Source organism: Sphingorhabdus sp. Alg231-15, from assembly GCF_900149705.1.
Classification (GTDB): domain Bacteria; phylum Pseudomonadota; class Alphaproteobacteria; order Sphingomonadales; family Sphingomonadaceae; genus Parasphingorhabdus.
This window is the reverse complement of record NZ_LT703001.1, coordinates 324,952-340,529: the sequence shown is the minus strand read 5'-3', so window position 1 is coordinate 340,529 and position 15,578 is coordinate 324,952. Positions and strand designations below refer to the sequence as shown.

At 53.3% G+C, this 15,578-nt stretch carries 15 protein-coding genes; all 15 read right to left on the bottom strand.

The window, feature by feature from the left end:
- Positions 1-18: 18 nt before the first annotated feature.
- From DG177_RS01590 to nuoF, 15 genes are read right to left on the bottom strand one after another with little or no spacing between them, the layout of a single operon-like run.
- Positions 19-303 carry a DUF1467 family protein gene (locus DG177_RS01590; RefSeq protein ID WP_108809881.1) on the bottom strand — a complete coding sequence of 95 codons (285 nt, stop codon included), beginning with the start codon at positions 301-303 and terminating at the stop codon, positions 19-21.
- A 5-nt stretch (positions 304-308) separates the two neighbouring features.
- Positions 309-1,946: an MBL fold metallo-hydrolase gene (locus tag DG177_RS01585; RefSeq protein WP_108812720.1), complete on the bottom strand. Its 1,638-nt coding sequence runs from the start codon at positions 1,944-1,946 to the stop codon at positions 309-311.
- A 2-nt stretch (positions 1,947-1,948) separates the two neighbouring features.
- The gene (locus tag DG177_RS01580) at positions 1,949-2,728 is read right to left on the bottom strand and encodes a type III pantothenate kinase (protein WP_108809880.1); all 780 of its coding nucleotides are present in this window, start codon (positions 2,726-2,728) and stop codon (positions 1,949-1,951) included.
- 15 nt (positions 2,729-2,743) lie between these two features.
- Positions 2,744-3,448 carry a biotin--[acetyl-CoA-carboxylase] ligase gene (locus tag DG177_RS01575; RefSeq protein ID WP_337659013.1) on the bottom strand — a complete coding sequence of 235 codons (705 nt, stop codon included), beginning with the start codon at positions 3,446-3,448 and terminating at the stop codon, positions 2,744-2,746.
- Between the two features lie 8 nt (positions 3,449-3,456).
- Positions 3,457-4,911 carry an NADH-quinone oxidoreductase subunit NuoN gene (nuoN, locus tag DG177_RS01570; RefSeq protein WP_108809878.1) on the bottom strand — a complete coding sequence of 485 codons (1,455 nt, stop codon included), beginning with the start codon at positions 4,909-4,911 and terminating at the stop codon, positions 3,457-3,459.
- The gene (locus DG177_RS01565; RefSeq protein ID WP_108809877.1) at positions 4,911-6,461 is read right to left on the bottom strand and encodes an NADH-quinone oxidoreductase subunit M; all 1,551 of its coding nucleotides are present in this window, start codon (positions 6,459-6,461) and stop codon (positions 4,911-4,913) included. The genes nuoN and DG177_RS01565 overlap by 1 nt, the downstream gene beginning before the upstream one ends.
- Positions 6,461-8,464: an NADH-quinone oxidoreductase subunit L gene (gene nuoL, locus DG177_RS01560; protein WP_108809876.1), complete on the bottom strand. Its 2,004-nt coding sequence runs from the start codon at positions 8,462-8,464 to the stop codon at positions 6,461-6,463. Before nuoL ends, DG177_RS01565 begins: the two co-directional genes overlap by 1 nt.
- A gap of 4 nt (positions 8,465-8,468) precedes the next feature.
- Positions 8,469-8,774, bottom strand: a complete 306-nt coding sequence (gene nuoK / locus DG177_RS01555) for an NADH-quinone oxidoreductase subunit NuoK (protein ID WP_108809875.1) — start codon at positions 8,772-8,774, stop codon at positions 8,469-8,471.
- Positions 8,771-9,382 (bottom strand): NADH-quinone oxidoreductase subunit J, encoded by a 612-nt coding sequence (locus DG177_RS01550; protein WP_108809874.1) that lies wholly within the window; start codon positions 9,380-9,382, stop codon positions 8,771-8,773. Before DG177_RS01550 ends, nuoK begins: the two co-directional genes overlap by 4 nt.
- A 41-nt stretch (positions 9,383-9,423) precedes the next feature.
- A complete protein-coding gene (gene nuoI / locus DG177_RS01545) occupies positions 9,424-9,909 on the bottom strand; it encodes an NADH-quinone oxidoreductase subunit NuoI (RefSeq protein WP_108809873.1) in 486 nt (161 codons plus the stop codon).
- On the bottom strand, positions 9,906-10,451 hold the full coding sequence (locus DG177_RS01540; RefSeq protein WP_337658428.1) for a hypothetical protein: 546 nt from the start codon (positions 10,449-10,451) through the stop codon (positions 9,906-9,908). Before DG177_RS01540 ends, nuoI begins: the two co-directional genes overlap by 4 nt.
- Positions 10,452-10,456: 5 nt before the next feature.
- Positions 10,457-11,500: an NADH-quinone oxidoreductase subunit NuoH gene (gene nuoH, locus DG177_RS01535; protein ID WP_108809871.1), complete on the bottom strand. Its 1,044-nt coding sequence runs from the start codon at positions 11,498-11,500 to the stop codon at positions 10,457-10,459.
- A complete protein-coding gene (gene nuoG, locus DG177_RS01530) occupies positions 11,497-13,524 on the bottom strand; it encodes an NADH-quinone oxidoreductase subunit NuoG (RefSeq protein WP_108809870.1) in 2,028 nt (675 codons plus the stop codon). The genes nuoH and nuoG overlap by 4 nt, the downstream gene beginning before the upstream one ends.
- Positions 13,524-14,228 carry a hypothetical protein gene (locus DG177_RS01525; RefSeq protein WP_337658427.1) on the bottom strand — a complete coding sequence of 235 codons (705 nt, stop codon included), beginning with the start codon at positions 14,226-14,228 and terminating at the stop codon, positions 13,524-13,526. Before DG177_RS01525 ends, nuoG begins: the two co-directional genes overlap by 1 nt.
- On the bottom strand, positions 14,225-15,535 hold the full coding sequence (gene nuoF, locus DG177_RS01520) for an NADH-quinone oxidoreductase subunit NuoF (RefSeq protein ID WP_108809868.1): 1,311 nt from the start codon (positions 15,533-15,535) through the stop codon (positions 14,225-14,227). Before nuoF ends, DG177_RS01525 begins: the two co-directional genes overlap by 4 nt.
- Positions 15,536-15,578: the final 43 nt, after the last annotated feature.

The following is a 15,578-nucleotide window of genomic DNA, read 5'->3' as shown; positions in this document are numbered from 1 at the left end:
AGGGTAGCTAAGCGCAGACTATTGCTGTTCCAGTCTTTCACGGCTGCCAAAAAAGTCGATATCGTCAACGGTGATCCACTGATAGCTATAGTTCAGATAGAATAAGCCGAAAGCCAATGTTGCCAGCAGGGTGGTCAAACCCAATATGCGGCCAGGTCTGAAATTGACCGGCGCCCCATCGGCTTGCCCCTTGACCATTTCAATATCCGATTCAGAGTGGCTGCGTATGCCAAAGGGCAATATTATAAAGGCTGAAAGCACCCAGAACAGAACATAGATAGCGAGAATGGACGTCCACGCCATTGATGTCAGGCCTCGACAACCAGAACCGAAACGACCGGCTTTTTGCCCGTCCATTCGGTTGCACTGCGTCTGACCAGCAGACGCAGCTCCTCGGAAAACCTGTCGACATCCCCTACCGGCTTTTTGAATTTCTTCATGATCGTCTCGTACATCTCGTCGAGGAAATCTTCCTCATCTTCTTCCATCGGTACACCTAGCAGGCGCAGCATTGGTTGCCCCATGATTTTACCCTTATCATCAAGACCAACGGCCACTGATATACTGCCATTATAGCCAATTTTCCGGCGTTCGTTAAGGGTCTTGCCATCCGCGGCTATGATCACATCACCATCGAGTACCAGGCGCCCTGTCCTCTCCTGGCTTATGATTTTTGGGCCATCAGGTGCTAGACGCACGACATCGCCATTTTGCTGGAAGATATTCTCAGGAACGCCCTGCTCCGCCGCAAAGCGAGCCTGTTCTTTCATGTGGCGAATCTCGCCATGCACCGGCACCAATATTTCGGGCCGTATCCACTTATACATGTCGGCCAATTCGGGACGACCGGGATGACCGGACACATGAATGTGTTCCTGCCGATCGGTGATCATCACAACGCCTTTGGCGGCGAGCTGGTTCTGTATGCGACCAATGGCAATCTCGTTGCCGGGAATCTGCTTTGACGAGAAAAGAACATGATCGCCTTCGGTCAGTTTGATCTTGTGGCTGTCACCCGCGATGCGTCCAAGTGCGGCCCTCGCTTCACCCTGCCCGCCAGTTGCAATGATCATGATCTCATCGCGGGGGATGGTCATCGCTTCATCAAAATCAACAGTGGGTGGAAAGTCTTTGAGATAACCATTTTCACGAGAATTTTCGATCATCCGGTCAAGCGATCGGCCGGCTACACAAAGCTGACGGCCGGCATGTTTTGCCACTTCCCCAAGCGTCTGCAGACGCGCAGCGTTGGATGCGAAGGTTGTCACCAGGACGCGATTGTCGAGATTTTCGACCACACGCATGAGGTTGCGATAAACATCACCTTCCGATCCCGATGGCGCGTCATTAAAGACATTGGTGGAATCGCAAACCATCGCCAATATCCCTTCATCGCCAACAGCGGTCAGCTGCTCCGGCGTCGATGGGGTACCGAGCATGGGTTCGTCATCCAGTTTCCAGTCACCGGTATGGAAAATCTTCCCATAAGGCGTATCGATGAGCAGCGCATTACCCTCTGCGATACTATGGGCTATCGGCAGATAGCGAAATCCAAACGGACCAAGATCAAAGCGGCCCTCATTGGGGATTATGTTGAGTTCCACGTCATTTTCCAGACCAGCTTCCGCCAGCTTCCGGCGGATAAGGCCCGCCGTAAATGGCGTCGCGTAGAGCGGAACATCGAGCTCGCCGGCGAAATAGGGTATCGCGCCGATATGATCCTCATGCCCGTGAGTCAGAACGATCCCGAGGAGGTTTTTGGACTGCTTCTCGATAAACTCCAGGTCAGGCAGAACAAGGTCAATCCCGGGATAGCCGGGATCGGCAAAGGTCATGCCGAGATCGACCATGACCCATTTGCCATCACAGCCATAGAGATTGACATTCATGCCGATCTCCGCCGACCCGCCAAGGGCCAGGAAGAGAAGTTCGTTTTTTGGTTTTATCATTAGGTGTTAGTTGCTCTCTGGTAGAGGAATAGAAGTCCGCGCAAGGTAAGATCGGACTCGAGATGATCAAATACGTCAGTATGTTCATCAAATAATATGGAAAGACCACCAGTTGCGATGACTTTTGTCGGACGGCCAATTTGCGCTTTTGTGCGCTCAACCAGTCCTTCAATCATCCCGATATAGCCCCAGAATATGCCAATCAGCATCTGGCTTTCGGTGGTTCTGCCGATGACATTTTCGTCATCTGGTGCCTCCAGTGCAATGCGTGGAAGCTGGGCCGTCTTGCCAACCAGTGCATCCAGCGACAGGTTGATACCCGGCGCAATAACGCCGCCCTTATAGGCACCGTCATAGTCAGCCACATCAAAGGTGGTTGCTGTACCAAAATCGATGATGACGACATCCTGCTTATATTTCTCATGGGCAGCAATGATGTTCAGGACCCGGTCGGCACCAACGGTATCCGGCTGGGTCACATCCAACGCCACGCCCCATCCGGCGTCGCCGCGACCGGCAACCAGCGGGGTTACGCCGAAATATTTCTCTGACAACACGGTCAGATTGTGCAACGCCCGAGGCACCACTGTACCGATGATCACCGCATCGATCGCATCGATACCCAAACCGTTCAAATCGAGCAGTTGGCGAAGCCAGACGACATATTCATCCGCCGTACGCCGTGGATCGGTCGCAATACGCCAACGCGCCTTGATCTCCGCTCCTTCAAAAAGCGCGAATACAACATTGGTATTGCCAGCATCTATCGCGAGCAGCATGTGTGATCCCTTCTTTTAACCGACATGAACATCACCGGCATGTATCTCGATAAGCGCTCCGTCCGGCTTTCTCAAGCGTAGCGCGCCATCATCGGACAGACCGACAAATTCACCCTCCAGACGTTCACCTTTTTCATCACTGGTCGAAAGGCGTGTTCCGACAGGATGCGCACATTGCTGCCACTCTTTCAAAATCGCGGGCAACCCCAGATTCCGCCATTTATCAAGCGTATCGGCAAATAGCTTTGCCAGTGTTTCCAGGAATTGCGCAGGGGCCAGATTTGTGTCCGAGCCTTCCTGATAAAGATTGGTCACCGTGCGGCCCTCCACCTCAGGGGCCACTGCAATATTCACCCCGATGCCAATAACAACCGCATTGGCTGATCTCTCTAGCAAAATACCGCAAATTTTTGAGCCTGAAACCAATATGTCATTCGGCCATTTCAACCGTATATCCTGATGCGAAAGATAGGCACTTATCGCCTTGTGCACGGCCAGTGCTGCCACGAAAGACAGGGATGAAGGTGCGGGATCTTCCCTGCGGCAAGCTACTAAAGTGCTGCAATAGAGATTGCCTTCGGGACTCTCCCATTTGCGACCCAGTCGCCCGACACCGCCGCTTTGTCTTTCGGCGCGGAGCCAAAGCCCTTCCTCTGCACCGCTTAAGGCACGCGCTTTCATGTCCGCATTGGTGGATGCGGTTTCAGCGACCGTTTCTATATGAAAGGTCAGAATAGAGCCTGTGCTGCCGTAGCTGTAACCGGGGCCAGAAGCGGGATCGTCAAATAACCAAGCGGCGAAACAGCTGTGGCCAAAATAGCGATTAAAGCATTTTCGGTCTTATGCCCGGTATGGACGATTTCATTGGCAGATTCGTCGAAGAACATGATCTTGACGACTTTGATGTAGTAAAATGCGCCAATAACCGAAGCGGCAATACCGATCACCGCCAGTGGCAACATGCCAGCGGCGACGGCGGCATCGAAGACCAAAAACTTGCCCCAGAAGCCGAAAAGTGGTGGAATTCCGGCCAAAGAGAACATGAAGAACATCATTGCCCATGCGAGAGCCGGACGTGTTTTCGCTAACCCTGCCATACTGGAAAGCGATTCAAGCGGTTTGCCTTCTGCATCACGCATTTCCATCACGCAGATGAAGCTACCCAGCGTCATCACGACATAGATGATCAGGTAGAATAGCATTGCAGAGATACCCTGTGCCGTTCCCGCAGCCAGACCGATGAGCAGGAAGCCGACATTGTTGATCGAACTATAGGCCAGCAGGCGTTTGATATTCTGCTGACCAATGGCCGCAACCGCGCCGAGCACGATGGATGCCAAAGCAACGAACACGATGATCTGCTGCCATGTTGATGTCTGTCCGCCAAAAGCGTCAATGATCACACGGACGGTCAGCGCAATAGCAGCCACTTTGGGCGCGCTTGCGAAAAAGGCGGTGACAGGCGTTGGAGCGCCTTCATACACATCCGGCGTCCACATATGGAACGGAACGGCACTGATCTTGAACGCAAGTCCAGCGAGCACCAGAACCACGCCAATCAGCGGTCCGGTTGCCAGGTCACCGGTCAACGTATCAGCAATGACTGAGAAATTGGTCGATCCGGCAAAACCGTAAACCAGGGAAATACCGAACAGCAACATCCCGCTGGCGAGAGAGCCCAGAACGAAATATTTCAAACCGGCTTCCGAAGAGCGCACATCATTGCGAATAATACTGGCCAAAACATAAGCAGACAGGCTGTTAAGCTCCAGCCCGATATAAAGCGTCATCATATCGACGGCCGATACCATCATGCCCATACCCACGGTCGCGAACAGGATCAGAACCGGATATTCCGGACGATAAGAACCGCTATCCTTGAAGAAACGCGGTGCAATGATCAGCGAAACAATCGCCGCAAAATAGATGAGCAGCTTTGCGAAACTGCCAAATCCATCCATCCGATAGAGGCCGTAAAAAGCATCACCACCAAATTCAAAGGATGGATTGGTCAGAAATTCAAACGCATAAGCCGAAGAACCAAACAGAGCGACAACCGCCAATATGCTGATCAGGCGTGCTGACTTCAAACCGCCCCACGCCGCTATGAGCAGCAATATCATGCCGCTCACCGACAATATGATCTCGGGAAGCGTGAAAATCAGTGAAAGTCTATAGTCCATTAGTGCGACTCCCCATGATCGGCTTCGGCCTCAAGGCCTTTGGGTGCCGCTTTTACCTGCCCCATTTTCAAATGCGCATCCCCCTCTGGCGCTGCACGGTCTATGCGAGCGACCAGCGCTCCGACATCACCGCGGATCGGAGCCATAAAGCTCTCCGGATAAACACCCATCCACATGACCGCTGCGGCGATCGGTGCGAGCAATGCCATCTCACGCGCGGTCAGATCCGGCATCGCCTTGACGTCCTCATGAACAAGTTCACCAAAGGCCACCCGGCGATAAAGATACAGCATATAACCAGCGCCTAAGATGATACCGGTCGTCGCTACCAACGTGACCCAGCTATTCACTTTGTAGAGGCCGACCAGCGACAGGAACTCCCCGACAAATCCGCTCGTACCGGGAAGGCCAATGGATGCCATCGTAAACAGCATGAACAAAAGCGCATATTTCGGCATATTGATCGAAAGACCGCCATAACGGTCAATTTCTCTTGTATGCAGACGGTCGTAGATCACCCCGACACACAGGAAGAGCGCGCCTGATACCAGACCGTGGCTGAGCATAACGATGATCGCGCCTTCAATGCCCTGACGGTTGAAAGCGAAAAGCCCCAACGTCACGATTGCCATATGGGCCACCGATGAATAGGCGATCAGCTTCTTCATATCCTGTTGCACCAGGGCGACCAACGACGTGTAGACAACAGCGACCATCGACAGTCCGAAAATCAACCAGATAAACTGCTCTGAAGCCTCTGGGAACATTGGTAACGAGAAACGCAGGAAGCCATAGCCGCCCATTTTCAGCAACACGCCCGCCAGAATGACGGAACCCGCCGTGGGCGCCTGAACGTGCGCATCAGGCAGCCAGGTGTGGACCGGCCACATCGGCATCTTGACCGCAAAGCTGGCAAAAAACGCGAGCCAGAGCCAGGTTTGTGCCTCGGGCGCAAAGTCATAGTTGAGCAAGGTCGGGATATCGCTGGTACCGGCATCCTGCACCATCCACAGCATAGCGATGAGCATCACGACTGAGCCAAGCAATGTGTAGAGGAAGAACTTGTAACTCGCGTAGATCCGATTGGTTCCGCCCCAGATACCGATAATCAGATACATCGGGATCAGGCCCGCTTCGAACAGGATGTAGAACAGGAAGATATCCTGCGCCGCAAACACTCCGATCATCAACACTTCCATGAACAGGAAGGCGGCCATATATTCGCCGACACGTTCCTTGATCGACTCCCAGCTCGCACCGATACAGATCGGCATCAGGAATACCGTGAGCATGATCAGCATCATCGAGATGCCGTCGATGCCAAGCGCCCAGGCAAAATTGCCGAACATCTCGACCCGCTCAACATATTGCCATTGCGGACCGCCGATATCGTAGTTGGCCCACAAAACCACACCAAGCACGAAAAGCACCAGAGTCGTTACCAGCGCAAGCAACCGGGCCGCATGTGCGCTCAAAAACAGACAGATGATCGCGGCCAGCATCGGCAGGCCCATCATCAGCGACAGGATCGGGAAATCAAGCTGGTTCATCAATTTGCCCCCCGCACAATAAGCCACGTCACCGCGGCCGCCAATCCCAGCAGCATGACCAGCGCGTAGCTATAGAGATAGCCGGTCTGGAATCTCTTCGCGACCCCTGCACCGCTTGCAACAACAGCAGCGACACCATTGGGACCAAAGCGATCAATTGTGCCTTCGTCACCGGCTTTCCAGAACAGCCGTCCAAACCAGAAGGCCGGGCGAACAAAGATCAGGTCATAAAGCTCGTCAAAATACCATTTGTTGAAGAAGAAATTATAGACCGGCTGGAAGGTTGCAGCGAGACGTGCCGGGCGATCGGTGCCGCGGAAGTACATCAGAAATGCTGTGGTCAGACCAATGAGCATGGCAACCGTAGAGGCCAGCTTTACCCACAACGGCACTTCATGAATTTCGTGCATCAGATGGCGATCAAACGCTAAGCTTCCGGCCCAGAAGCGGAAGCCTTCGGTCGCGTCGATAAACTGGTTGTGGAACAAAAAGCCTGCCGCAATCGCACCAAGGCCGAGCACACCCAATGGTATCAACATAGAGATCGGACTTTCATGCGGATGATAACCGCCGGTTGAATCATCAGTCGTTTCAGGTGTCTTGTGAACGCTATGCTGAATATGCTCGGACTGGATCCAGCGCGGCGTGCCCCAGAAAGTCAGGAACATCAGGCGCCAGCTGTAGAAGCTTGTCAGCAAGGCCGCTAGCACACCAATGGCAAATGCGAACTGGCCGGTGCTTGAGCCGCTTGCAAAAGCCGCCTCGATAATCGCGTCTTTCGAATAGAAACCTGCAAAGCCGCCGAGACCAACAATACCAACGCCTGTAATCGCCAGCGTACCTGCCATCATAGCCCAGAAGGTCAACGGGATTTCTTTCCGCAGTCCACCATAATAGCGCATATCCTGTTCGTGATGCATCGCGTGGATCACCGATCCGGCGCCAAGGAACAGCAGCGCCTTGAAGAAGGCGTGAGTGAACAGATGGAACATCGCAGCGCTATAGGCACCAACACCGGCAGCAAAGAACATATAACCAAGCTGAGAACAGGTCGAATAGGCGATGACGCGCTTGATATCATGTTGGACAAGACCGACCGTCGCAGCAAAAATCGCTGTACAGGCGCCGACTATAGTGACCACCGCCAATGCAACTTCGCTGGTTTCGAACATCGGTGACAGGCGGCAGACCATGAACACACCTGCGGTCACCATCGTTGCCGCGTGGATCAGCGCCGAAACAGGTGTCGGCCCCTCCATCGCGTCAGGCAGCCAGGTATGGAGTCCCAATTGTGCAGATTTGCCCATCGCACCGACGAACAACAGCAGACAGAGGATTGTCATGGTATCCAACCGCATACCGGCAAAGGTGATCGTTGAGCCTGCCATTGCCGGAGCCGCTTCCAGGATTTCGGGAATGGATACCGTTCCAAAAACCAGGAAGGTTCCGAAGATACCGAGCATGAAGCCGAGGTCACCAACGCGGTTGACGACAAAGGCTTTGATCGCGGCGGCACTGGCCGACGGTTTCTTGAACCAGAAGCCGATCAGAAGGTAGGACGCAAGGCCAACCCCTTCCCAGCCAAAGAACATCTGAACCAGATTATCAGCCGTCACCAGCATCAACATGGCGAAGGTAAAGAGAGACAAATAGGCGAAAAAGCGTGGCTGGTCGGGGTCTTCATCCATATAGCCCCAGCTATAGAGATGGACGAGAGCCGATACCGTCGTCACAACAACCAGCATGACGGCGGTCAGCGCATCGACCCGCAATGCCCATTCAAAATTGAGATCGCCCGACTGCACCCATGTCAGAACCGGAACCACTTCGGCCGCGCGGGACAACAGGATATAGTCGATAAACACCGGCCAACTGAGCGCGCAGGACGCGAACAGAGCGGCGGTCGTGACAAATTTCGCCGGCACATTGCCAATCATGCGATTGCCAAAACCTGCGACTATAGCTGCCAGCAAGGGCAGGAAAACGATAAGCTGGATCGTCAAGTCCCTAACCCTTCATCCGATTGACATCATCGACGGCAATTGTGCCGCGCTGACGGAAATAAATAACCAATATCGCAAGTCCAATGGCTGCTTCACCCGCAGCAACGGTCAGCACGAACATCGCAAATATCTGCCCGGTCATGTCACCCAGAAATGCGCTGAACGCGACCAGGTTCAAGTTAACCGAGAGCAAAATCAACTCAATCGCCATCAGGATGATGATGATATTCTTGCGATTCAGGAAAATGCCCAACATGCCCATCACAAACAGGATGGAACTGACCACCAGATAATGTTCAATGCCGATCATAGTTCGACCCCCTTGCCGACTTCAGGCTGTTCATTGCGTGTCGCGTCTTCAGGACGCCTTCTCACCTGTTCCTGGATAGACTGGATCCGGACGCCCCCGCGCTTGCGGTTGGTCAGAACAATCGCGCCGACCATGGCGACCAGCAGAACAAGGCCAGCAGCTTCGAATAGAAAGACATATTTGGTGTAGAGCAAAGTGCCGAGTGCTTCGATATTGGAAGGTCCGCCTGCCGGTGGCCCAACTACGGCAGTTGCTTCGCCCATACCGCCCGCACTCCATGCGCCGATGCCGAAGATGATTTCGGCCAGCAATACAAGCGCAAGCAACAGACCCAGTGGTAGGTTTTTCATGAAGCCGGCCCGTAATTCGGCAAAGTCGATATCGAGCATCATCACGACGAACAGGAAGAGAACTGCGACCGCGCCGACATAGACAATGACCAGCAAGGCCGCGATAAACTCTGCGCCGACCAGCAACATCAAGCCCGCGGCATTGAAAAACGCCAAAATCAGCCACAAAACACTGTGCACGGGATTGCGCGCAAAGATGCAAAACGCACCACTGGCGATCACGATCGATGCGAATAGATAGAAAGCGAATATTTGCATGTTTACGGTTTCCGCAACCCCCTTAGAATCTTGTCAGCGCCTTAACGATAGGGCGCATCGGCGGCAAGGTTGGACGCGATGGCTCGCTCCCATTTGTCACCATTTTCAAGCAATTTTGCCTTGTCGTAAATGAGTTCTTCGCGTGTCTCGGTCGAATATTCGAAATTCGGCCCTTCGACCACGGCATCGACTGGACAGGCTTCCTGACAGAAACCGCAGTAAATGCATTTGGTCATATCGATGTCATAGCGCGTTGTCCGGCGACTGCCATCTTCGCGCGGCTCCGCTTCAATCGTAATTGCCTGCGCCGGACAAACCGCTTCGCAAAGCTTGCACGCAATGCAACGTTCTTCGCCATTGGGATAACGGCGCAACACATGCTCCCCACGGAACCGCGGTGAAATCGGGTTCTTCTCATAGGGATAGTTGATCGTCTTTTTCTTTTTGAAGAAATATTTCAGCGTCAAAGCATGCGCTTTCAATATTTCCCAAAGCGTGAAGGCCTTTATGGTTTGTGCGATGCTCATTTGGCAAACTCTCTAAACATTCTAAATGCGTTTTCGTCATCAGCAATATCGCATTTTACATGGTAAACCCGCTCCAACAGGATATTTGAGTTTTGATCCCGTTCCTCTTGAATGACCGACATCAGCGCCACCGGCTGATCCGTCACTTTATGATAGAAGCTGATTCTGTCCCAATGCGTGTGATCGGCAATATGCCCATCCGACAATGCACCAATGACCCATTGGCCATTATTTTCACCTTCGAAAAAGGAATTGCCTTCACTATCGTTGAACATGTCCTTGGGAGCGTTGGTCATATGCTTCCAACGGATATCTCTGTAACTCGGTGTCTCGGCGCTTTTATCGAATTCAAACCAGATCAGAATGCCCATTTTCCGGTCACCAAATTCATCCGTGCTCTTCGGACCCTTAGTTTCTGTAAACTGCGCGCCGCCATAGCTGCTACAGTCGTAGAAAGTGGCATCCAGATGTTTTTGGGAGTCATAGCCTTCAAGCGACGTGGCGGCTGTTCCCAAAAGGGCTGCGGTGGCAAGAGCGCTCATGATCATCACCCGTACCTCGTGACCATGAGATAACCACTAACCAGGACGACCCAGAAAATGCTGATCGGCAGGAAGATTTTCCAGCCCAGGCGCATCAGCTGGTCATAGCGATAACGCGGGACGGTGGCCCAGGCCCAGCTGAAGATGAAGAAGATGAGGAACATCTTCAGGAACAACCAGATGATGCCGGGCACTGCATAAAGCGGTTCCCAATCAACCGGCGGCAACCATCCACCCCAGAACAGGATGACGTTGAGTGCACACATGAGCAGGATATTGGCATATTCCCCGAGCCAGAACAGCGCGAAGGACATGGACGAATATTCGGTCTGATAGCCTGCAACCAACTCACTCTCGGCTTCGGTCAGATCGAACGGGGCACGTGCCGTTTCCGCCATCGAACTGATGAGAAACATCACGGCCATCGGGAAAAGCAATGGGTTCAGACCATAAGCGCTTATGGTCCCGAAAATATGGCCTTCCTGGGCCTTGATAATATCATTCAGATTGAATGTACCTGCGAAAAGAACCACTGAAATCAGAATGAAGCCGATGGAAACTTCATAAGAAATCATTTGCGCGGCGGCACGCATAGCGGAGAAAAACGGGTATTTGGAGTTACTTGCCCAACCAGAAATCACTACGCCATAGACACCCAGCGAGCTGATCGCGAGGATGTAAAGCACACCGATATTAATGTTCGCGAGAACCATTTCCTCGCTAAACGGAATAACGGCCCACGCCAGCAAGGCCACGGTAAAGGTAATGATCGGCGCCAGCAGGAACAGCCCCTTATTGGCGCCGGATGGAATGATCGTTTCCTGAAGGAATACCTTCAAACCATCGGCAAAACTCTGTAACAAACCGAACGGCCCGACGACATTGGGACCACGACGCAGCGCCACGGCCGCAATAATCTTGCGATCCACATAGATGATCATCGCCACGGCCAGCAACAGCGGCAAAGCGATAAGCAGGATTAACGCCAGAGTGGCGACCAACCAGCCAATCTCAGGGCCCAAGAAAGTGGATTGGAGATATTCGGTCATTCTGCCGCCTCCAGCATATCTTCACCGTGCAGTAATTCCGCCGAACAACGCTGCATCGTAGCGCTGGCGCGGGCGATGCTGTTGGTTAGGTAGAAGTCCTTGATCGGGTGCACGCCCTGCCCTTTGGGCTTGTCCGGCAATCCTGATGGCGGTGCCCAGTCAAAGGAGACAAGGCCTTCGTCAGCCATTGCCGGATGATCCTTGTACATTTTTCCGCACAACTCTTCAAAGCTGTCAAACGGCAGCGTCTTGCCCATTACATCAGACAGAGCGCGCAAAATGCTCCAGTCTTCGCGGGCATCGCCAGGAGCGAAAATCGCCTTGTTGGAACGCTGCACTCGGCCTTCCAAATTAACGTAGGTGCCGTTTTTCTCGGTATAGGCTGCCGCTGGCAAAATCACGTCCGCCGCATGCGCACCGGCATCGCCATGATGGCCGATATAGACCTTGAAGCTTTTGTCGAAAGGCACGTAATCCATTTCATCAGCGCCAAGCGAAAAGAGCAGTTTTGGTTTCTTCGCAGCAATGGCCTTGATGCCGCCGTCATACGCATAGCCCAGCATCAAACCGCCTGTGCGGGAAGCGCCTATATGCAGGACATTGAAACCATTCCAACTGCTTCCATCTTCATTGGCACGGACCAACTTATATTTTGCAGCAAGTTGCAAAGCCGCGCCATGCGCGCCCTCAACACTCAATGCCCCGCCGCCAAGAATAAGTGCCGGTTTCTCGGCATTTTTCAAGGCATCAGCTGCGGCTTTCGGAAGCTTAGCCAGCAAGCCCATATCATCACCGAGCCACTCGACCGGATAGGTTTGATCCGCTTCTGGACCAATGCCAAAGACTTTCGCGCCGCCCTTGCGCACCGCCTTGCGGATACGCGTATTGACCAGCGAGGCTTCCCAGCGCGGATTGGTCGAGACCAGCACGATTACGTCGGCTTCCTCGATACCCGCTATGGTCGTGTTAAAGTTCACCGCAGCGAGATTTGACACGTCATAGGACAAGCCGGTCTGACGCCCTTCCAGCATTTCAGACCGCATGGATTTGAGCAGCCGCTTGGTCGCGTACATGGTTTCACAATCCACCAGATCACCGGCAATGGCCGCTACCGAACTGCCTGCCTTGACCGCCGCAATGGCTTCAAACGCTGCGTTCCAACTCGCAGGAACCAATTTGCCATCTTGCCGGATATAGGGCTGGTCTAGACGGCGCTTCATCAGGCCGTCAATCGCATGGCGAGTCTTGTCGGTCGCCCATTCCTCATTCACATCGTCATTGACCCGCGGCAGAGAGCGTAGCACTTCGCGGCCGCGGCTATCGATGCGTATATTGGTGCCAACGCCGTCCATGACATCAATGCCCATGGTCTTGGTCAGCTCCCAGGGGCGCGCTTCAAATGCATAAGGCTTGCTGGTCAATGCACCGACGGGACAAAGGTCGACAACATTGCCGCTCAACTCACTGTGCACCGCGCCTTCGAGATAAGAGGTAATCTCCATCCCTTCACCGCGCCCAATTGCACCGATTTCTTCGACGCCAGCCACTTCTTCGGCGAAGCGAACACAACGCGTGCAATGGATACACCGGGTCATGATCGTCTTGACCACAGGTCCCATATATTTTTCGGTTACGGCGCGCTTGTTCTCGTCATAGCGCGATCCGCCTTTGCCATAGGCCATGGCCTGATCCTGCAGGTCACATTCACCGCCCTGATCGCAAATCGGACAATCCAGCGGATGGTTGATAAGGAGAAATTCCATCACCCCTTCACGCGCCTTTTTGACCATTTCGCTGTCGGTGCGGATTTCCTGACCGTCAGCGGCGGGTAGCGCACAGCTCGCCTGCGGCTTCGGCGGTCCCGGCTTTACTTCGACCAGACACATGCGGCAATTGCCCGCAATGCTCAGACGTTCATGATAACAGAAACGCGGGATTTCCTTACCGGCAAGCTCAGCGGCCTGCAGCACGGTTGCGCCCTGTGGAACTTCAAGCTCTACGCCATCTACGGTAACTTTAGGCATTAGTTGTTTGCCCCCAGCATCTTTTTGCGCTGGTACACAGCGCGATACAGAGAAAATGCAAGATTTGCACGCAATGCGTTTTTGTTGAACGATATTGTGTCACCCTCGGCCAAACACTGGCCCAGTAAAGGTGTCAGAGCCTTGAACGCCGCACTTTCGGGCTGGGTATCCGGCACTGTATTTATGAGACCAAAAACTTTCATCCGATCCGCTTGCACAACACATTTACCAAATGTTTCACTTCCATTCCGCGGCCGCATGAAAATATTTTGCCAATCGGCTTCGGCCATGTTTCCCAAGGTGTCCATTGCTTCAGAACCATGTTGCAGCAGCACGAAATATTCAGCCATACCCCCGATAACCGTGGCCGATGGAGTATTCAATCCAATGTTCTTCGACAGCATACAACTGGAATCATATCGAAACAGCTTGAAAAATTTTTTCAGCGACCTGGTCTGACCATTACCCATATAAAGGTGGGACAACGCTTCCTTTGCTTGTGCGGGGCGTTTTTTTGCCCAACAGAGAGACATGACATTTATTCCAGCCCTCGAAGAATTCTGAAAAAACGGATCGTCAAAACCACCCATACGCTTTTGGATGCTGGCAGTATCCACTGCAATATCAGCCTGGGCGATTGACACGCTGGGCCACATCAAAGTGGCGACAATCATTGCACCGAATAGTTGAACGAGATACTTCACTCCGCCGCCTCCATAACCGGTTCTGCACCGGAATTTTCACGAATACGCCGCTCCAGCTCTGGCCGGAAATGGCGGATGAGGCCCTGGATAGGCCAAGCCGCTGCATCGCCGAGCGCGCATATCGTATGGCCTTCGACCTGTTTGGTAACTTCATGCAGCGTATCGATTTCTTCAATCGTCGCATCACCGTCGCGCAGCCGTTCCATAACGCGCCACATCCAGCCAGTGCCCTCACGGCACGGCGTGCATTGACCGCAGCTTTCATGTTTATAGAAATAGCTGAGCCGTGAAATTGCCCGTACAATATCAGTGCTCTTGTCCATCACGATCACGGCTGCTGTACCAAGGCCGGATTTGAGCGCGCTCAAACCGTCAAAGTCCATTGGAGCATCCATGATCTGCTCGGCAGGCACCAGCGGAACAGAAGAACCGCCCGGAATAACTGCGAGCAGATTATCCCACCCGCCGGTAATCCCGCCGCAATGTTTTTCGATCATGTCCTTGAACGGGATCGACATAGCTTCTTCGAATACAGCCGGTTTTTCAACATGGCCTGAAACCTGAAACAGTTTCGTGCCGTGGTTATTCTCCCGCCCGAAGCTCGCGAACCAACTGGCCCCGCGTCGAAGGATCGTTGGCACCACAGCAATGGATTCCACATTATTGACCGTTGTCGGACAACCATAGAGGCCAGCACCAGCAGGAAATGGTGGCTTCAGACGCGGCTGGCCTTTTTTGCCTTCGAGACTTTCGATCATCGCGGTTTCTTCGCCGCAAATATAAGCGCCCGCGCCGCGGTGAACGAAGACATCGAAATCATAGCCGGATTTGGAAGCATTTTTGCCGATTAGACCAGCGTCATAGGCTTCCTTGACGGCCGCCTCCATGACTTTGGCTTCCATGATATATTCGCCGCGAATGTAAATATAGGCCGCCCGCGCACGCATCGCGAAACCGGCAATCAGCGCGCCTTCGATCAGCTTGTGCGGATCATTGCGCAGGATTTCGCGGTCTTTGCAGCTGCCGGGTTCGGATTCATCGGCATTGATGACCAGAAAGCTCGGACGCCCATCGGGCGACTCTTTCGGCATGAAGGACCATTTCAGGCCGGTGGGAAAACCGGCGCCGCCACGACCACGCAGGCCGCTTTCCTTCATCTCGTTGATAATCTTGTCATTACCGCGCTTGATAATATCGGCGGTATTGTCCCAGTCACCACGCTTTTGAGCAGCCTTCAGGTCCCATGACTGAAAGCCATAGACATTGGTAAAGATACGGTCTTTGTCCTGGAGAAAGTCAAAAGCCATTATTTCTTACTCCTGCGGCCCCAAAGACCACCCGCAACCGCAA